Genomic DNA, 19633 nt, shown 5'->3' on the forward strand with positions numbered 1-19633 from the left:
TTATTTCTCCAGTATCCAGGTATCTTTGGTGCCGCCGCCTTGGGATGAATTGACGACCAGCGAACCTTCTTTGAGTGCCACGCGGGTCAGGCCGCCGCGGACCATCGAGACGGTTTTCCCGGATAGCACAAACGGGCGCAGGTCAATGTGACGCGGGGCGATACCGGATTCGACATACGTAGGGCAGGCTGACAGTGCCAGGGTCGGCTGGGCGATGTAGCCTTCCGGATTGGCGATCACGCGGGCGCGGAAATCCTCGATCTCCTGATTGGTTGAGGCCGGGCCCACCAGCATGCCGTAGCCGCCTGCGCCGTGGACTTCCTTGACGACCAGATCCTTGAGGTTGGCCAGGGTGTAGGCCAGATCGTCTTTTTTGCGGCACTGAAAGGTAGGAACATTGTTCAGAATCGGCTTTTCCGCCAGGTAGAAATTGATCATGTCCGGCACGTACGGATAAATCGATTTGTCATCGGCAACGCCGGTGCCGATGGCGTTCGCCAGTGTGACGCCGCCAGCCCGATACACCGACAGCAAGCCGGGCACGCCGAGCGACGAATCGGGGCGGAACGCCAGAGGGTCGAGATAGTCGTCATCGATCCGCCGATAAATCACGTCGACCCGCTTCGGTCCGCGCGTGGTGCGCATGTAGACTGCATTGTCGTTGACAAACAAGTCCTTGCCTTCGACCAGTTCAACGCCCATTTGCTGGGCTAAAAATGCGTGCTCGAAATAGGCCGAGTTATACATCCCGGGCGTCATGACCACCACGGTCGGATTGGTGACGCCGACCGGCGCGACCGAGCGCAAATTGTCCAGCAGCATGTCCGGATAGTGATCGACCGGCGCGATCTTGTGGCGTGTGAATAGCTCGGGGAACAGCCGCATCATCATCTTGCGGTCTTCCAGCATGTAGGACACGCCGGACGGCACCCGCAGATTGTCTTCCAGTACGTAAAACTCGCCCTGGCCGGCCCGCACGATATCGACGCCGGCAATGTGCGCATAGATATCGGAGGCGACTGAAATACCCTGCATTTCAGGACGGTACTGGGCGTTGCGGAAGATTTGTTCAGGCGGAATCACGCCGGCTTTCACGATGTTCTGATCGTGATAGATATCGTGGATGAACATGTTGAGCGCCTTGACGCGCTGGATCAGGCCGGCTTCCAGTTGCTTCCATTCGGCCGCATGGATGATGCGCGGAATAATATCGAACGGGATCAGCCGTTCGGTGCCGGCGTCATTGCCGTAGACCGCGAAGGTAATCCCGACGCGACGGAAAATCAAGTCCGCTTCCACCCGTTTGCGCGCGATGGTTTCGGCCGGCTGCTGTGCCAGCCACGCGGCAAACTCAGCGTAATGCGGACGCGCCGCATTGGCGCCATCGGAGTACATCTCATCGAAAAAATTTGCCATGACTTTGCTTTACTGTTGTTTGATGAATAATTATCGGGAAGCGTGTTATTACCCAGTGCATCACTACGCCGGTGCGGTCATTGCCAAATGACCGTTAATATCTGGAAATTAAGATCCCTCCTTGACTTTGAACAGGCTTGATATACGGCAACAAGACCGGCAACAAGATCGAATGCGGGGCGAGAGCAGTCGCCACGCAGTCGACAAGCGGTTAAATTTTTCTGGGTTGATACTGGTTATTGCGGCGTTATTCGCTATTCAGGTTGGAATCTTCGGTCAGGGCGGAGAACCATGGCGTCGGTTTTGGCACCTCGCAGGGAGCCGGCATCTCAATTGTGGTGAAATTAGCCGGGCTGACGATTTCCAGATATTCCATGTCCGGCGAATAGTCGAATAAAAAATGCACTATTCCGGGGCGTTGATGCACGCAATCACCAGCGTTGACCAGCGTTAGCTGGTCTCCGTACATGAAACGCGCCCAACCTTTGAGCATGTAGACGATATGGAAATTTGCTTCATGGCGGTGCCAGCCGGTGCCAACTTCGGGCGCCATATTCGCCTTCACCAACTGGGCGATTACCTGGCCGCCGGTGGCCGCGCTGATACCAAGGTCGCGATACAGGAAAAAATCGCGCAAACCGCCCGATCTGAATACGGTATCGCCTTCGCGTACATGGGAAAACGCGGTTTTGGGAAGGTCTTGGTCACTTGTGTTTTGCGCATCCATTGCATCGTTCCTTTCATGCAAAATACGTATTCAACACGACCATGACGACGATCAATGTCGGCCGGACCATTGATACACAGGGTCGCATGGACTGTCTTTGGGCGACCTTTAATACAACCATTCAACAACTGACTCTGTGCTAACTCTACTCCTGATTCGACCTGAAGTGGCAACCGAAATGATGCTTCGGCGCACCGAAAGTCTTGTTTGATATTAAGCAAGTCCCGTGCCAAACTATCTGTTGATCGCCCCGGCAATCCGACCGTCAGTCAGCGCTTTATTTACGCTAGACTAAGTCACTCTTTTTAACCTGTTGAAACCCATTGCGAGTCGGGCATTGCGCTGTGTAGCGGGTGGCGACCTTTGTGACTGACTATGTATCAGCGTTTACTGGAAAGTTATCTCACCCCGGCAGATCGTTACGACGAGATGCGCAACCCTGACGGTCGATTGCGGCCGCATTGGCAGAGCCTGATTGCGCAGCTCGTCAACGTCGCGCCGGAAACGCTGCGGCGGCGCGTACGCCAGGCGCGCGACACGATGGCCGCGGATGGCGTCACGTATAACATCTATGCCGCTCCACAAGGTGCGCACCGGTCATCGGAACTCGACGTGCTGCCGCAAATCATCGCCGCCGATGAATGGCCGGCGCTGTCGGCCGCAGTCGCGCAACGCGCCAAATTGCTGAATGCGGTACTGGCCGATGTATACGGTCCGCAAACCTTGTTATCGGAGGGCTTGCTGCCGACCGCGCTGGTCTACGGTCAGCACGGGTATCTGTGGCCTTGCCGAGAGATTCGGCCGGCCCTGGGCATCCATTTGCATTTGTATGCGGTGGATCTGGTGCGTTCCCCGGACGGTCAATGGCGGGTGATGGCGGATTGCACGCAATGCCCCTCCGGTGCCGGTTATGCACTGCAAAATCGCCAGATCATGGCGGACGCGTTAGCGGATCCGCTGCGCGCCATGCACGTGCAGTCATTGCTGAGTTACTTCCATACTCTGCATGACAGCCTGACGCAATTGGCGCCGGCCAATGGCGCCGCGCCGCTGGTGGTGTTGCTGACGCCGGGGCCGTACAACGCAACCTATCCCGAACACGCTTTCCTCGCACACACGCTGGGCTTCCCGCTGGTCGAAGGGAACGACCTGACGGTGCGCGGCGACATCGTTTATCTGCGAACGCTGAACGGTTTGCGCCAGGTCCACGCGATCATGCGGCGGCTGGACGACGACTACTGCGATCCGCTGGAGCTGCGTGCCGATTCGGCGCTCGGGATTCCAGGACTGGTGCAGGCAGCGCGCCTCGGCAATGTGCTGATTGCCAATACGCTTGGGAGCGGTATGCTGGAAGCGGGCGCACTGCATGGCTTCCTTCCCGCCATCAGCCAGCGTTTGCTGGGCCAGCCATTGGCCTTGCCGGCGCTAACGTCGTGGTGGTGCGGCGAACCGTCGGCACTCGACTATACGCTGGCGCATCTGGATCAATTGGTGATCCTGCCGGCGTTTCCCGCGCTGCGGATGGCACCGATTGTCGGTCATGGTTTGCAGCATCAGGCGCGTCAGAACGTGATTCAGATGCTGCAGTCACATCCGCATAACTACGTCGCGCGGGCGCCGGTACGGTTGTCGCAGGCGCCGGTATTGTCACGCAGCGGCGAATACAAATTGATGAGCCGGGCGGTCAGCTTGCGCGTCTTTGCCGTGGCCGGCGCCGACGGCAATTACTGCGTGATGCCCGGCGGTCTGACGCGGATTGCGCCGCGCGAACCCAAGGCACCCCGCAAGGAAGGCGGGTTGATGCAGCCGAGCGCCGGCAGCAAGGACGTCTGGGTGCTGGCAGCGTCGCCTCCAGAAACCGCGGTTGCCGGTACGGACGGCACGGCAACGGCAATTCACGCCACCAGATTCGATGCGCCGTTGCGCACCTGCGATGTCATTCAAGGCGCAGTCGATGTCTCCTCGCATGCTGCCGAAAACCTGTTCTGGATGGGGCGTTACGCCGAGCGTTGCGATAATCTCGCGCATCTGTTGCGGGCCACCTTGCAGCGTAGTCTTGACGTCCAGAATGACAGCCGTGAAGCTTTGTCTACCGCCATTGATATTTGCGGCGCGCTCGGGATTGCGCTGCCGGCGCTGCAGAATGATGCTGCCGGCAGTGCAATACCGCTAATCCAGCAACGCCTGATCAATGCGGTGGTCGATCCCCATGCAGCGGTCACGATTGCCGCCGGCTTGCGGCAACTGCATCGCTGCGGCTATCAGGTGCGTGAATATCTGTCGCTCGACAACTGGCATGCACTGAATCGTTTGCCGAGCCTGATCACGGAAGGTGCCGGGAATCCGGGCGGCGCCATGAACGTGCTCAAAAATGTGATTCAGGCCTGTGCCGAACTAGCCGGTCACGCGCTGGACGATATGACGCGCGATGACGGCTGGCATCTGCTGATGCTGGGTCGGCATATCGAACGCATGACACATCTTGCAACCCTGTTCAGCCAGCTCCTGCAAAGCCCCCCAAGTCGCCAGAATAGCGCGCTGCAATGGTTGCTGGAATCGACCAGCAACAGCGTCACGTATCGGGTCCGCTATCAGCGCGCGCCGGAATGGCTGCCGGTGTTGCAACTGCTTATTTTCGATGCAAGTAATCCACATGCCATCGCTTATCAGTTGCAGATGCTGGAGCGCTATCTGGCCGGCAGCGTGCAGCAATTGGCGACGCCGAACATCCATACGCCGACCCATTTGCTGGAACGTTTGCAGCGCATCGCGCTGGAGGATTTAAGCCACGATTCGCTATTCTTCCCGCAGGCCAATCTGGGTCTGACCCAATGGATGCAGGATGTCATCACAGCCGGATTCAGCTTGTCGGACGATTTGGCGCGCCAATTCTTTGCGCCGTTGAATGCGCCGGTCAGTCAGGGAGTTTGAGTATGCAGAACCCTCTGTATTACATCCGCCACGACACCGGATATACGTACTCGCAACCGGTGCGGCTATCGCATCAGATGCTGCGTTTGACGCCGCGTGGTTTGCCGTGGCAAACCTGCACTTCGCATGCCATCAAGGTCACCCCGGAGCCGCAAAACCTGCGCTTGTCGCTCGATAATTTCGGCAATCCGCTGCAATCGTTTTCACTCGAAAATGATCACACTGAATTTAGAGTGATTTCTGAATCATGGGTGCAATTAAGCCCGCGTCAGCGAACCTGGTCGACCCCGTCGTGGGAACAGGTGCGCGCCGATCTGGCTTATCGGGCCGGCCGTTTTTTACTGCCGGATGCGCTGGAGGCGAATCGCTATCTGTTTGAGTCTGCGCATGTCCGGCGCAAGCGCGAATTCGCGCTGTATGCTTCGGAATGCTTTGCGCCGGGCATGTCGTTGCTGGATGGCGTCGGGTCTTTGATGCGTAGAATTTTTAACGAGTTCATCTTTGATCCGGCGGCGACCACGGTGTCCACGCCGGTGACCGAGGTGTTCGCCGGCAAGCGTGGCGTATGTCAGGATTTCGCGCATTTCATGCTGTCCTGCCTGCGTTCGATCGGGCTGGCTGCACGCTATGTCAGCGGCTATTTGCTGACCGAACCGCCGCCGGGCCAGAAGCGCCTGATCGGTGCCGATGCGTCGCATGCCTGGGTGTCGGTGTATTGTCCCGGCAGCGACGGTCAAACCGGCTCCTGGATCGACGCTGATCCTACCAACGGCATCTTTCCCGAGATCAGTCACATTACCTTGGGGTGGGGGCGTGATTTTCTCGATGTTTCACCGTTGCGCGGCGTACTGATAGGCGGTGGCCGGCAAACCATGCAGGTTGCGGTGACGGTGGCCGCGGCCCATGAGCGGCCGGGCTTGCCGTTTGAAGGTTCTCTGCTTTCAACCTGACTGAATGACGGCTGTTTTACACTGTTACGCCCGATGGTAATCCACGTCAAGGCGCGCGAATATGATCCACGAACGCGATCGTGCGCGGATCAGGCGGCGGTGTCATCAAGCTGACCACAACCATTGCCAGCAATCCCGCGGGTACGCCGAAAACGCCGGCTGAAATCGGGGCGATGTGGAACCACTGGCCAGCCACCGCTCCACCGAGTGCAGGAATGGTGTGCAGCATGTAATACACGCACGTGCCGAAGCCGATAATGATGCCGGCAATTGCACCGTGCTGATTGGCGCGTTTCCAGAATACGCCGAGCATGAGCGCCGGAAAGAGTGCCGCAGCCGCCATCGAAAACGCCGCGCCGACCATGGACAGAATGTCGCCGGGTTTTAATGAGGCGGTGTAGGCTGCCAGCAATGCCACCACCAGCAACAGCAATTTTGAAATGGTGACGCGTTTCTGGGTCGATGCGGCCGGGTCGATCATTTTGTAATACACGTCGTGCGACAGGGCGTTGGAGATCGTCAGTAACAGGCCGTCGGCAGTCGACAGCGCCGCCGCCAGTCCACCGGCGGCGACCAGTCCCGAAATGAAATACGGCAGTCCGGCGATCTCCGGCGTCGCCAGCACGATCATGTCGCCATCCAGCGCAATTTCCGACAACTGTACGATGCCGTCGTGATTCAGGTCGGTGATGCTGACCAGCGGATTGGCCTTGTCGATGTTGGCCCAATACGAGACCCAGTTCGGCAGATGCGCATAATCGGTGCCGACCAGCGAGGTGTAGATATCGTATTTGACCAGCACCGCCAAAGCCGGCACCGTCAGGTAAATCAGCAAAATAAAAAACAGTGTCCAGAATACCGACTTGCGGGTTTCCTGCACCGATGACGTGGTGTAGTAGCGCATCAGAACGTGCGGCAACGCGGCGGTGCCCAGCATCAGGCAAAACACCACCGCCAGAAAGTTGTTGCGCTTGATGTCGGAGGTTTCCTGGTCTTTGCCGGGAAACGGTGTCGCTTGCGGTGTGGGTGGATCGGCGTGCGCCAGATTCATGGCTTTGGCTTCGGTCCATTTTTGTTCGGCTTCTTCCGGTGATTTCGGATAGGCGCTGAGCGCACGATTCGCCGCGCGTATATCGATCAGCGACGTATTGCTGTTGCGTTTCAAGGCTTCCAGCTGGCGCTGGGCTTCGATCCGGCCTTGAGCCCAGGACTGCGGCAGGTGGTTCAGGCGCGTGTCGAACACATCGGCACGCGCCTTGAAGATATTCCGGACTTGCAATTCCTTGGGATCGTCGCTCAAGGTTTTTTCGATGTCCCCGAGTTGCGCCATGACTGAGCCATACGCAATTTGCGGGATCGGATTGTGTGTGTGTTTGGCCGACAACCAGATCACCGGGATCAGATACGCAAACAGGATGATGATGTACTGCGCTACCTGAGTCCAGGTAATCGCCCGCATGCCGCCCAAAAACGAACACACCAGAATACTCGCCAGACCGAGAAAAATCCCAACCGAAAAATCCACGCCGGTGAAGCGCGAAGTGATTAAGCCGACGCCGTAAATCTGCGCGACTACGTAGGTAAACGAGATCAATACCGTGGCGATCACCGCCAGTATGCGTACCGGGTTGCCGCCGTAACGGCCGCCAAAGTGACCGCTGTAGCGCGCCGCCAGAAAATCGGGGATCGTATATTGGCCAAACTTGCGCAGGTAAGGCGCGACCTGCAACGCCACCAGACAGTAACCGCCGGTCCAGCCGATGATGTAGGCGAGTCCATCGAAACCCTGCAAATATAAGCCGCCGGCCAGACTGATGAAAGTCGCCGCCGAGATCCAGTCGGCGGCTGTCGCCATCCCGTTAAATATGCCCGGCACACGCCGGCCGGCAACGTAATATTCCGACACGTCCGAGGTGCGGCTGACGACGCCGATACCGGCGTACAGCGCGATGGTGGCGAACATAAACAGGTAGCCGATCCAGGAGCGCGGAAATCCTTCCTTTTCGAGAATCGCCAGAACGATCAGAAAGCCGATGAAGCCGGCCGTGTACCAGGTGTAATAACGCGTCAGCCGCGCCAGGAATGACTTACTTTGCATTGTTGGGCTCAGTCGGTTGGGATGACTTGATCGGTCGCAGTTGCCGCTCGCCGGCCGTCAGCGCGGCTTCGCGGTCAAATCGTCGCATTTGCCAGGTGTAGACGGCAACGATGATGAGGTAAATCACCACCAGCCCTTGGGCCGCCATGTAGAAGGATAGCGGCCAGCCGAACAGCGTCATGCCGGATAATTCCCGCGCAAAAAAAACCACCAGGAATGTAGCCATTGCCCAGATCAGCAACAAGCTAAACGTCAGCGTTCTTGTCCGGCGCCAGTGCCTGGCGTTGCTTGCAGCGGTATTGTGAGGGGCGGGTTGGGACATGGTCTGGATCAGCAGTCGAAAAAATCAGGAAAAATCAAACGGATTAGGCAACCGGGCTAGCGATATTCATTTATCAAACCATCCTCAGCGGCCAGCTTCAGCGTCACCCGGAACAGGCTACCCGGCAGTGCAGGATCATCGCTGTGCGGATTGTAAAAAATCGCGACTTCAGCATCATGTTGTTGCGCTATCTCGCGGACGATGGCCAGCCCCAGGCCGCTGCCGCTACGATTGCTGTCGAGGATGCGATAGAAACGTTCGAAGACACGTTCACGCTCTGCCGGTGGAATGCCCGGACCGGTATCTTCAACTTCGAGGATGGCGTGCTGCGCGTCCTGATCAGCGCGTATCCGCACCGTGACGTGACCCTGAGCCGGCGTGTAGTGCAAGGCGTTGTCGATCAGGTTGTTGATTAATTCACGCAGCATGATCGGATTGCCGAGCACCATCAGATGTTGATCCGCTTCTTCGAAGCCGAGGTCGATGCGCTGGGTAAACGAGGCCTGCACCCAGTCGCGCACAACGTTGCGCGCCAATTCAGATAACTCAATCGGGATGAACGAGATGTTTTCCCGCGTTTGATTTTCCGCGCGCGCCAACGAGAGCAGCTGATTCACCAGGCGCGTTGCGGAGTCCGAGCTCTTGGCCAATTGTTCCAGCGAACGATGGATATCTTGCTGGTCGGTCTGGCGCAGCGCCAGTTCCGATTGCATGCGCATGCCCGCCAGCGGCGTTTTCATTTGATGCGCGGCGTCGGCAATAAAACGCTTCTGGGTTTGTATCGTTTGCGATAAGCGTGCCAGCATGTCGTTGAGCGAGCGCACCAGCGGTGAAATTTCTTCCGGTACCTGGCCGGAATCGATGGGACTTAAATCATCGGGGCGGCGTGCCCGTATCTTCTGCTGTAGTTCAGACAACGGAGACAAGCCGCGCGATAGCGCAAACCAGACCAGTGCCAGCGCGATCGGCAGGATCAGGAACTGCGGCAGGATCACACCCTTGATGATTTCGTTGGCTAGCTGCGCGCGCTTTTCCAGCGTCTCGCCAACCTGCACCAGCGCCATCGGCGGTGCCGGATCGTTGGCGCCGCTGCCGGCAACATCATTGCGCAGATCGACGTAGGTATAGGCGACGCGGACGTCGGTACCGTGCATAGAACCATTGTGAAACTGCACGGTGCCGGCATGGGGCGGATCTTCTTCAGGTGCGAGTGCCGGCATTTCACGGTCGCCATCGACGTATTCTCCGTTGGGGCCGGTGATCAGGAAATACACATTGTCGATATCGTCAGCCCGCAAGAAATCACGCGCCGCTCCGGATAGCCGCGCCACGACTTTGCCGTTCGCCTGGCTTACCTGTTGCGATAACACCGTCACGCTATCGTCCAGCGCGCGGTCGAATGGCTGGTTGGCAATCGATTTCGCCACCAGATAGGTGATCGCAATGCTCATCGGCCACAGCAACAGCAACGGCACCAGCATCCAGTCGAGAATTTCGCCGAACAGCGAGCGCTGGATGCGTTCTTTGGATTCCGTTTCCGGGATCAGGTTGGGATCGAAATCGGGATCGCTTTGGTTGTCTTGATCGGCGCTCGGATCGGCCGACGCCCGCGCAGGCATGGGTTGAGCGTCACGCATGGCTAGTTTAGGACACCAGAGAATCAGTTGCCGCTGGACGCGTCGACCGGCGGTGTCGGCGGCGCAGGGGGCTCGGCGATTTTTTCGAGGCAATAACCGAGTCCGCGGACAGTCGCAATCCGCACGCCGCCAACTTCGATTTTTTTGCGCAGCCGATGCACATACACTTCAATCGCGTTGTTGCTGACTTCCTCGCCCCATTCGCACAAGTGATCCACCAGCTGTTCTTTCGAGACCAGGCGGCCGGTGCGTTGCAACAACACTTCCAGCAAGCCGATTTCGCGCGCCGACAGGTCCAGCATCTGATCGCTGATGTAGGCAATCCGGCCGACCTGATCGTAGGACAACGGGCCATGTTTGATCACGGTCGGGCCGCCGCCGGCGCCACGCCGCGTCAGCGCCCGCACCCGCGCTTCGAGTTCGGATAGCGCAAACGGTTTGGCCATATAGTCGTCGGCCCCGAGGTCGAGTCCTTTGACGCGTTGTTCGATCGAATCGGCGGCGGTGAGTATCAGTACCGGCAACCGCGAATTGCGCGCCCGCAAGCGCCGCAATACTTCCAGGCCAGCCATTTTCGGCAGGCCCAGATCGAGAATCAACAGGTCGAAATCCTGGGTCGACAACGCCGAATCCGCTTCCATGCCGTTCAGCACGCAGTCGGTGGCGTACCCCGACTGGCGCAACGAACGGGTCAGCCCGTCGGCTAAAACACTATCGTCTTCAGCGAGCAAAATGCGCATGGCTTGGCTAACCTTTAGGAACGTTCTGTGATCGGGGTATGGCGCTGGGTCTGGTTATAGTTTAGGTATATACCCGTGGCCAGTTTTAATAGCCGTCTTGGTATCGGCTGTAGTCTATGGCGTTTCATGGGGAGCAGCAAGCATTGCCGCATAGAGTGAGCGCAATTCCTTGCGGCTTGCCGGATATGCTTGGCATAGTGCTCCGGCGGGGCGGTTTTTTGACGCGGCTTATCAACACGTTTGGTATAATCGCAACTCCTTACGCCGTTGAAATTCGCTGTTGAAATCATTCATGCAACGATTGCTCATCCTCTTTTTGATGTTTTTGCTGCCTTTGCAAGTATTTGCAAGCGGGCTGGACACGCACATTGGGTTTGCACATCAGGCGGACAGCAGTCAGGCATCAGATCGGACACCGGCGCTGCAACAGCAACTTCCCGCTGCCGCCGATCCGGTCGCGCTCGACAATAGCGCAGGCGACGATACGGCCGAGTTCAACTTGCATGCCGATCCTGGTGACGAACCCGTACCAGCGCATGGCTTCAATTTCACGCCGAATCTTGCCAGTCTCTCGCCCGCGCACAGTAATGATAACGCGCTTGAACCACCGTTCCTGCCCCTGATCGCCCCCCCACCCCGAGCATAAGCGCACTGCCGGCTACCTGCATCGTTTGGTCGCCGGCTATGCGCATGCGCCGAATTTGCATTCGGCAATTCGCCTCTCAGTCAATTCCGTCGCTAGTAACACGTTCAGACATTGTGCGCGCCTTAAGTCAGCGCGCACACCTTGCTCTGAGGCGATGATTGTTGTCAGGTGTTTAATTTTCGGCAGGTGTGACCATATTTCACACCGCTATTACATCTCTGGAGCTAGCATGAAAAAAATGTTTGTTGCGCTGATCGTCGTTGCGATGACGTTATCAGCCGGTATTTCAACGGTAGAAGCTAAACGTATGGGCGGTGGCGGTTCGTTCGGTAAAAAATCGCAAAGCATGAGTCGGCAACAGGCTACGCCGGCGCAAAATCAAGCGGCCGCCAAGGCTGCACCGCCAGCGGCCGCCGCGGCTGCACCGGCAGCGGCAAAGTCCAGCGCCTGGAAGGGCATGTTGGGCGGTGCGCTGTTGGGCCTGGGCTTGGGGGCATTGTTGTCGAGCATGGGTCTGGGCGGCGCAATGGCCGGCATGATCAGCAGCATTTTGATGGTCGCCTTGCTGGGCGTGGCGGCGCTGTTCGTGTATCGCATGTTGCGTAAAAAAATGGACAACAACGGCATGAAACCGGCGTTCGCCAGTAGCGGATCGCCGAACTCCGGCTTCACGCCGGAAATCGCTTCTCGTATCGCGCCGGCGCAGCAGACTGCGTTTGATGCGGCCCCGCTGGCCAGCGCCAGCGCTTTTGGCGCCGCTGGTTCGGCCGCATTGACCGGCAACAATGCAGTCGAAGTACCTGCAGATTTCGATACGGCCGGTTTCCTGCGTCATTCGAAAACCAACTTTATTCGTCTGCAAGCTGCCTGGGACAAAGCGGATATCAACGATATCCGTGATTTCACTACGCCGGAAATGTTTGCCGAGTTGAAAATGCAATTGCAGGAACGGGGTGCCTCTGCCAACACCACTGACGTGGTGACGCTGGATGCCGAATTTCTCGGCCTGGAAACCGCCGGGAACGACTACATGGCAGGGGTCAAGTTCTCCGGCATGATCAAGGAAGATGCGAACGCACCGGAGGCGCAATTCAACGAAATCTGGAACCTGACCAAGCCCATCACCGGCCAGGACGGATGGATATTGGCTGGTATTGAGCAGGTGGATTAAGTCAGTTAGCTAAGGAGATTTGGATATGGCCAGAGGGTTCTGTGGGGCTGGGTGCAAGTAACCGCGTTCAGCTACCCGAACCATAGCAGGACCAACTGGCCATGTCGATTTCTTCGTCGAGGTCCATATGCATAACGTAATCATCAGCCGCAATCCGCTCCTGGTATTCGGCCTTAGTGCATTAATCGAAGCAAACTTTCCGACCTGCAAAATAAGCACAGCATCCAGTATTCAGGACGTGCTGAAACAAAGGCGTGGGGGTGACAAGCAACCGGCGACGTCAGTAAAACCGGATCTTTTACTGCTTGAACAAACCGATCTTGAGTCGTTCATTACCTATCAGCGCGGCATGTCTACCAGCGAAATACCCGCAACCATCGTTTTTGGCGTAGATAGCCAGACAGCGATCGACCTTTGCCAAAACTATGTTTTGAAAAACGACCACATCAGTTGCATCACTGAAGCCATACAGGCATTGGTATCCAAGCGTCGACATTTGCCTGGAACGGAAAAAAACACGCCACTGATACCAGTAGAACCCTCTGCAAGCTTCACAGACCGTCAGCGGGATCTGATCGACCTGTTACTACAGGGATACTCCAACAAGGAAATGGCGCATTCCCTCAATCTGAGCTACGGCACAGTCAAGAACTATATGTTCGCCCTCATGCGTCAGATGTCCGTCCGGTCAAGACTGGAACTGGCGATGAAATTGCAGGAAAGCGGATATCAAATCCGTGGTGTTGCACCTGATAAAAACGATGGTAACTAAAGTTAGGTGTCTAATTTCACCTTACTTTTTTGTTTGGTTTCTAATAATCTTATTTGACACCACTTATCGTGAATTTAACACCCAATATGTTCGGGCGGATTGGTGGTGTCGTATTGCAAAGTAATGCAACATTGTTATTTTTTAAAAATCTTTAATTAATGGAGCCATCATGATTGAGCAATTTAAAGAACAATTTAAAGAGCAAATTAAGTCTTCAGAAATAGAAATAAAAGCAAGTGGCTTGAAAGATTTGCCTATTGATACCATCGAAAAGGTAAGCGGTGGGTGGGGAGGGACGGCTTGGATCGCATGGACAAGAGTCATTTAGTTTATTTTGATTAGAAATAAATTTCTAATAACTTCAAAACTCTTCGATGATTTAATCGCTGGAACCTTAAAAATTCTTGTAAAAGGAGAGAAGTTGATACTTCGCTCCTTTCCTGAGATTTCTCGAAAAAAGAGGGGAATATAATGAAAGAAGAAATGGCGATCAAAACAATGCAGGTAAAGTCGCTCGAAATTGTTTTAAAGATTACAGAACGATGCAATATTGATTGCACTTACTGTTATTTCTTCAATGACCCTCAACAGCTTTTTTCAAAACACACTCCAGTAATAAGCATTGCAACAATAGATGCACTATGTACTTTTCTCTTGCAGGCAATTAACAAAAACGGTATTGAGCAATTACGGATTGACTTTCATGGTGGCGAGCCATTATTGATGAAGCCAGACAGATTTGAAAGTATGTGTACGGTAATTCGAGAAAAAATCGGTAAAAAAGTTAATTTGGAATTCGCTCTTCAAACAAATGCAATGCTCGTAACGGAAGAGTGGGTAAGGATTTTTGAGAAACATTCGGTAGGCGTTAGTATCAGTCTTGATGGGCCAAAGGACATAAACGATCTCAATCGAATTGATAAAAAAAGGCATGGTACTTACGACAGGGTTATTAGTGGTTATCGCTTGCTTCAGAAAGCTGCAATAGAAGGGCGCTTACCACAAGCACCCGCAATACTTTGTGTAATCAATCCGCACAATGACGCAAAACGAATTTATAGACATTTCGTTGATGACCTAAGCGCAAAACACATGGCATTTTTATTGCCGGACACTTCACATAACACTTTTAATATTTTAGATCGCGGTAAATACGGAAAGTATTTGCGGGATATTTATGATGAATGGACAAATGATGTAGGGAATGGCGTAGCAGAAAGATTAACCGGGTCCATCATGTTTTCTCTTTTGAAAGAATCTTCTGATAATCATTTTGGGGTCTTTGAATACGGGAGTAAAGAATCAGAAGTTATTACAATTTCCAGTAATGGTGGTATAGGGCCAGATGACATTCTAAGGGGAGTTGATGTTCCTTTGTTCGATTTGTATAACATTGAAAAAGACACCTTAACAGATTTTCTATTAAGTGAAACATCGCTTTATTTAAAGAACCAGCAAGCAAATTTGCCAAGCAAGTGCAAAGAATGTGTTTGGAGTCATCCTTGCAAAGGCGGATATATGTTTAATAGATACAAGAAAGGAGAGGAATTTACACGGCCATCAGTGTACTGTGAAGACATTAAAAATATTTTTTCTCACATATCTGCCCATTTAATTCGAAGTGGCGTACCAAGCGTAAAAATTGAAAACTCTCTTGGCTTTGGATATCTCGAAAATTAAACATTGAATTTTTATAGGGAAAAAATTATTAAGATTAAAAATATTTAAAAGATGAAATTTCTAAAATTGTCATTGGAAATAAAATTCACATTGAAATAATTGCATACTGTTTAAATATGCTTGGCATTTTTTCAATCGCCAACTTCCTTAAACTACATTCAAGCGAGTTCCATCAGTTGACATATGACTACTTTAAAAATTCTTAAATTTCAATTTTTTTTAGCTATCACCGCTGCTTCGTTTTTGCATGAAGCAATGGCTGAGCGTGTTATAGATGAAGCTACGATCTCAATCCAGGGAGAGCAACGTCGGTACTATCGACTACATGACTCAGAACCGCTTGGTGACTCCCCTGTAATTGTGCTTCTCAACGGCTCAGGGTGTGATGATTTTGCTTCACGGCTTCCAAAGTTTTTTAAAAAGTACCCGACCCCCGTTGATCTCTATTTCCTTGATAAGCCGCATATACAAAAAAATGCGGATGGCAGCCGATGCTCAACCGCATACCAAAAAGCCGATAAGCTGGATCGTCGCGTGTCGGACACCATGGATTTTATAGCATTGGAGCCGACGCTTCGGGAGCGTGCGGACCGCTCCATCGCCATTCTTGGTTTCTCTGAAGGCGCAGCCGTTGCCCCGATCGTTGCTTCTAAAAGTCCAAAAATTGGCTGGCTGGCGACAGTAGGTGGTGGCGGCGGTTTGACCCAAGGCGAAGAATTTCTGATCTTTGCCGGCCGCGGCGTCGCACCGTATGCGAAGCCACTCTCAAAAAAGATTTTGTTAAAGCAATTCGCCTTAATTCAAGCTGACCCGGATAATTGGAAAAAGAAGTTTTTCGGACATTCCTACCGTTATTGGAGTTCGCATTTATTTTATGACCCCATTCCAACGTTTGCCAAACTCGATATTCCGATCGTCGTTGCGATGGGTGAAAAAGATGAGAGCGTACCAATTGAGTCAGGCAGAACACTACAAAAATATTTCTCGGCGCACCCGGAGCGGGATTTCCAGTTTATTGAGTATTCGAATGCTAATCATGGGCTCCAAACACCACAAAAAAAATATGCGACAACTTTTGTGGGTGGTTTAGCCCGGTGGTTTAAGGGCGATCCTGATGCATTCAACGAGTACTGAGCAACTGTTCCGTCCGGCAGCCATTAACGCTCGCCGGGTTAAATGGCTGGGCGACATCACTCTCATCCGTCCCGTCTCGTTTAGTTTTCTGACTTTCTTTGCGCTTGCTCTCGCATCTATTGTTTTGACGTTTCTCATCTTCGGCACCTACACCAAGCGCAGTACCGTTAGCGGCCAGTTGCATCCCGATCTCGGGCTGGTAAAAATCTACGTACCGCAGCCCGGTATCGTTCTCCAAAAATATGTTCATGAAGGTAAACATGTTAAACAGGGCGAAGTATTGTACGTACTATCCAGCGAGCGACAAAGTAGTACCCAGGGCGACACGCAAGCGGCCATAAGCCGGCAGGTGGAAATACGCCAGCAATCACTGCGAGATGAAATGAGCCAGACGCAGCGCTTGCAGCAGGACGAACGCGCAGCATTGGTTAAAAAGATTACTGGATTACAGTCCGAGTTATTAAAAATAAACGACCAGCTTGACGGCCAAAAGAGTCGTGTCCAGTTATCCAAAGAGGCTGTCACCCGCTCCCAGGAATTATTCGCGAAACACTATATTTCCAAAGAGCAGATGCAGCAAAAACAGGCCGATTTGCTTGATCAGCACAATCGCTTGCAAGCACTGGAGCGTGACCATATCAGCATTGGACGCGAGCTATCCAGCCAGCAAGCTGATCTTGCCAGTCTGCCGCTGCGGCAGCAGAACCAGTTGGCCCAGATCGACCGCATGCTGACCGGGGTCGGCCAGGAGTTAACCGAGAGCGAGGCCAGGCGCCGTCTGATCATCACTGCACCCGAAGCAGGTATTGTCACAGCCGTGATCGCCGAGCTTGGTCAGGCGGTCGATACCAGTAAACCATTGGTGAGTGTCATCCCGCGCGGGGCGATGTTGCAGGCCCAACTGTATGCGCCGAGCAAAGCGGTCGGCTTCATTAAGTCGGGCGATGCAGTGCTGCTGCGTTATCAAGCATATCCATATCAAAAATTCGGTCATGCTAAAGGTACCGTCGCCTCGGTTTCCAAAACCGCTTTACCCGGCAGCGAATTAACCGGTGTCAGCAACTCGTCCGGCAGCAACACAGAACCGCTCTATCGCATCACGGTCAATCTGGCGCAGCAAGTCGTCAACGCCTACGGCAAACCGCAGTCCCTTCAGGCTGGCATGTTGCTGGATGCCGATGTCCTGCAGGAGACGCGACATCTGTATGAATGGGTGCTGGAGCCGCTCTATAGCCTGACCGGAAAACTCTAATCGAACAAAAAATACTGCATGTCCTTCCTTGATGAAATTTCTTTCGGTTTTGGCAGAAAACTTCCGCTGATTTTGCAAACCGAGGCAACCGAATGCGGTCTTGCATGCCTGGGAATGGTGGCCGGGTTCCACGGTTATCGTACCGACCTGGCGACACTGCGGCGGCAATTCCCTATCTCGCTCAAAGGCGTCACGCTCAGTCACCTGATCCAGATCGCCAGCCGCCTTGAACTAGGCACGCGTCCGGTAAAACTGGAACTGGAAGACCTCGGACAATTAACGCTTCCCTGCATCCTGCACTGGAACTTTAATCACTTCGTGGTGTTGAGTGAGGTCACGGGCAAAACCGTGACTATTCACGATTCGGCTTTTGGAATACGCCAGGTCCCCCTTGACGAGGTATCTACGTCATTCACCGGCATCGCGCTAGAACTCTGGCCAAATCCGTGTTTTAAACCGCAGCAAAAAAAACAGACCGTCAAGCTTTTTGACATAGTAGGTAAGGTGACCGGGCTATTCGGGTCTTTTTGGCAAATCATGTTACTGGCGTTGGCACTGGAAGTATTTTCGCTGGTCAGTCCATTCTTTTTACAGTGGGTCGTCGACAACGTGATTGTCTCGGCCGACCGGGATTTGCTGACGATACTCGCCATCGGTTTCGGTCTGTTGATGTTGATGCAGCAAGTCGTCAGTGCGATTCGTTCGTGGGTCATCATCTATATGGGCACTACCCTGAATATTCATTGGCGCGCCAATGTGTTCACCCATCTGATCCGGCTGCCGATGCAGTATTTCGAAAAGCGGCATTTGGGCGATGTGGTATCGCGCTTCGGTGCCATCGACCATATTCAACGCACTCTCACCACCTCGTTTCTGGAGGCGATTCTTGATGGGTTGATGACAATCGTCACATTGGCGATGATGTTTATCTATAGCCCGATGCTGGGTTGGATTGCGATCGCTGCAATGACACTTTACGCACTGGGTCGTTGGGGATGGTACCGTCCGCTACGATCAGCTACGGAAGATCAAATCGTCCATGCGGCCAGACAGCAAAGTCATTTTTTGGAAACCGTGCGTGGGGTAAAGGCGATCAAACTGTTTCAGCGCGAAGATGAGCGCCGCTCGGCCTGGCTGGCCCTGATGGTTGACCAAATCAATGCCGACTTGCGTACCCAAAAGCTACAATTGTTCTACCGATTGTTGAATGGTGTGCTGTTTGGGATTGAAAATATTCTGATCATCTGGTTCGGTGCGAAACTGGTGCTGGAAGGGAGTTTCAGCGTTGGCACGCTGCTGGCATTTAATGCTTACAAAGGTCAGTTCGACAGTCGCGTCAGTTCCCTGATTGATAAATTTTTTGAACTCAAAATGTTGCAATTGCAAAGCGAGCGGCTGGCCGATATTGTGCTGACCGAGGCGGAAACATTGCACGGGCGGTCCGGCAAAACGGACCACAACGTGCTGGAGCCAAGCATTGAAGTGGTTGGCCTGTGCTATCGCTATGCTGAACATGAGCCATACGTTCTCGATGACGTCAATCTAACGATTGCAGCGGGAGAGTCAGTCGCCATCGTCGGCCCATCAGGCTGCGGTAAAACGACGTTGATGAATGTGTTGTTGGGCATATTGCCACCGACCGAAGGAGAGGTATTGATTGGCGGTGTTAGCGTCAGTCTGGTCGGCGTCGATACCTTGCGCCATATGGTCGGTACAGTATTGCAAGATGATGTGCTATTTGCCGGATCGGTTGCGGATAATATCAGTTTCTTCGATCCGCAAGCAGACCAGAATTGGGTTGAAGAGTGCGCACATATGGCCTCTATTGCCCCCGAAATTGCAGCCATGCCGATGGGTTTCAATACTCTGGTGGGAGATATGGGCACAGTGCTGTCTGGCGGTCAAAAACAGCGCGTGCTGCTGGCGCGAGCACTGTACCGGCGTCCTAAAATCCTGTTCCTGGATGAAGCGACCAGTCATCTGGATATGAAGAAGGAACATCAAGTCAATGCTGCGGTAAAGGTACTCAATATTACCCGGGTGATTGTGGCGCATAGAGCAGAAACGATTGCTACAGCCAGCAGGGTGATTGTAATGGCTAACGGTAAAGTCATCACAGATGCCGCTTTAGAACCTGTTGATGCATGTGCGTGACGT

The 19633-nt window shown here is 53.8% G+C and carries 16 protein-coding genes; 10 read left to right on the forward strand and 6 right to left on the reverse strand.

Features of this window, described 5'->3' with window-relative positions:
• Together AC3CHX_RS01005 and AC3CHX_RS01010 are read right to left on the reverse strand one after the other, a co-directional pair.
• Positions 1-1416, reverse strand: a complete 1416-nt coding sequence (locus AC3CHX_RS01005) for a circularly permuted type 2 ATP-grasp protein (protein WP_488631650.1) — start codon at positions 1414-1416, stop codon at positions 1-3.
• A 247-nt stretch (positions 1417-1663) separates the two neighbouring features.
• Positions 1664-2143, reverse strand: a complete 480-nt coding sequence (locus AC3CHX_RS01010; RefSeq protein ID WP_488631651.1) for a cupin domain-containing protein — start codon at positions 2141-2143, stop codon at positions 1664-1666.
• Positions 2144-2518: 375 nt separating this feature from the next.
• Here AC3CHX_RS01010 and AC3CHX_RS01015 point away from each other — a divergent pair, with 375 nt between their 5' ends.
• The gene (locus AC3CHX_RS01015) at positions 2519-5074 is read left to right on the forward strand and encodes a circularly permuted type 2 ATP-grasp protein (RefSeq protein ID WP_488631652.1); all 2556 of its coding nucleotides are present in this window, start codon (positions 2519-2521) and stop codon (positions 5072-5074) included.
• A 2-nt stretch (positions 5075-5076) separates the two neighbouring features.
• On the forward strand, positions 5077-6024 hold the full coding sequence (locus AC3CHX_RS01020) for a transglutaminase family protein (protein WP_488631653.1): 948 nt from the start codon (positions 5077-5079) through the stop codon (positions 6022-6024).
• Positions 6025-6070: 46 nt separating this feature from the next.
• Here the strand turns inward: AC3CHX_RS01020 and AC3CHX_RS01025 are convergent, their stop codons facing one another.
• The 4 genes from AC3CHX_RS01025 to AC3CHX_RS01040 are packed head-to-tail and all read right to left on the reverse strand — an operon-like array spanning position 6071 to position 10821.
• Entirely contained in the window at positions 6071-8122 is a 2052-nt protein-coding gene (locus AC3CHX_RS01025) for a sodium:solute symporter family protein (RefSeq protein WP_488631654.1), read from the reverse strand.
• Positions 8112-8444: a DUF4212 domain-containing protein gene (locus tag AC3CHX_RS01030; RefSeq protein WP_488631655.1), complete on the reverse strand. Its 333-nt coding sequence runs from the start codon at positions 8442-8444 to the stop codon at positions 8112-8114. Before AC3CHX_RS01030 ends, AC3CHX_RS01025 begins: the two co-directional genes overlap by 11 nt.
• Positions 8445-8500: 56 nt before the next feature.
• Positions 8501-10081, reverse strand: a complete 1581-nt coding sequence (locus tag AC3CHX_RS01035; protein ID WP_488631656.1) for a sensor histidine kinase N-terminal domain-containing protein — start codon at positions 10079-10081, stop codon at positions 8501-8503.
• Positions 10082-10104: 23 nt separating this feature from the next.
• Entirely contained in the window at positions 10105-10821 is a 717-nt protein-coding gene (locus tag AC3CHX_RS01040; RefSeq protein ID WP_488631657.1) for a response regulator, read from the reverse strand.
• Between the two features lie 280 nt (positions 10822-11101).
• Here AC3CHX_RS01040 and AC3CHX_RS01045 point away from each other — a divergent pair, with 280 nt between their 5' ends.
• From AC3CHX_RS01045 to AC3CHX_RS01080, 8 genes are all read left to right on the forward strand, one after another.
• The gene (locus AC3CHX_RS01045; RefSeq protein ID WP_488631658.1) at positions 11102-11467 is read left to right on the forward strand and encodes a hypothetical protein; all 366 of its coding nucleotides are present in this window, start codon (positions 11102-11104) and stop codon (positions 11465-11467) included.
• A 229-nt stretch (positions 11468-11696) separates the two neighbouring features.
• Positions 11697-12638, forward strand: coding sequence for a Tim44 domain-containing protein (locus tag AC3CHX_RS01050; RefSeq protein WP_488631659.1), 942 nt, complete (start codon positions 11697-11699; stop codon positions 12636-12638).
• A 127-nt stretch (positions 12639-12765) separates the two neighbouring features.
• A complete protein-coding gene (locus AC3CHX_RS01055) occupies positions 12766-13410 on the forward strand; it encodes a response regulator transcription factor (RefSeq protein ID WP_488631660.1) in 645 nt (214 codons plus the stop codon).
• Positions 13411-13579: 169 nt separating this feature from the next.
• Positions 13580-13738, forward strand: coding sequence for a hypothetical protein (locus AC3CHX_RS01060; protein WP_488631661.1), 159 nt, complete (start codon positions 13580-13582; stop codon positions 13736-13738).
• A gap of 143 nt (positions 13739-13881) precedes the next feature.
• Positions 13882-15090, forward strand: coding sequence for a radical SAM protein (locus AC3CHX_RS01065; protein WP_488631662.1), 1209 nt, complete (start codon positions 13882-13884; stop codon positions 15088-15090).
• 183 nt (positions 15091-15273) lie between these two features.
• Positions 15274-16224, forward strand: a complete 951-nt coding sequence (locus tag AC3CHX_RS01070) for an alpha/beta hydrolase family protein (RefSeq protein ID WP_488631663.1) — start codon at positions 15274-15276, stop codon at positions 16222-16224.
• On the forward strand, positions 16205-17476 hold the full coding sequence (locus AC3CHX_RS01075; protein ID WP_488631664.1) for an HlyD family secretion protein: 1272 nt from the start codon (positions 16205-16207) through the stop codon (positions 17474-17476). The genes AC3CHX_RS01070 and AC3CHX_RS01075 overlap by 20 nt, the downstream gene beginning before the upstream one ends.
• Before the next feature lie 18 nt (positions 17477-17494).
• Positions 17495-19630 (forward strand): peptidase domain-containing ABC transporter, encoded by a 2136-nt coding sequence (locus AC3CHX_RS01080; protein ID WP_488631665.1) that lies wholly within the window; start codon positions 17495-17497, stop codon positions 19628-19630.
• Positions 19631-19633: the final 3 nt, after the last annotated feature.

It is taken from the genome of Glaciimonas sp. OK215, from assembly GCF_057787885.1.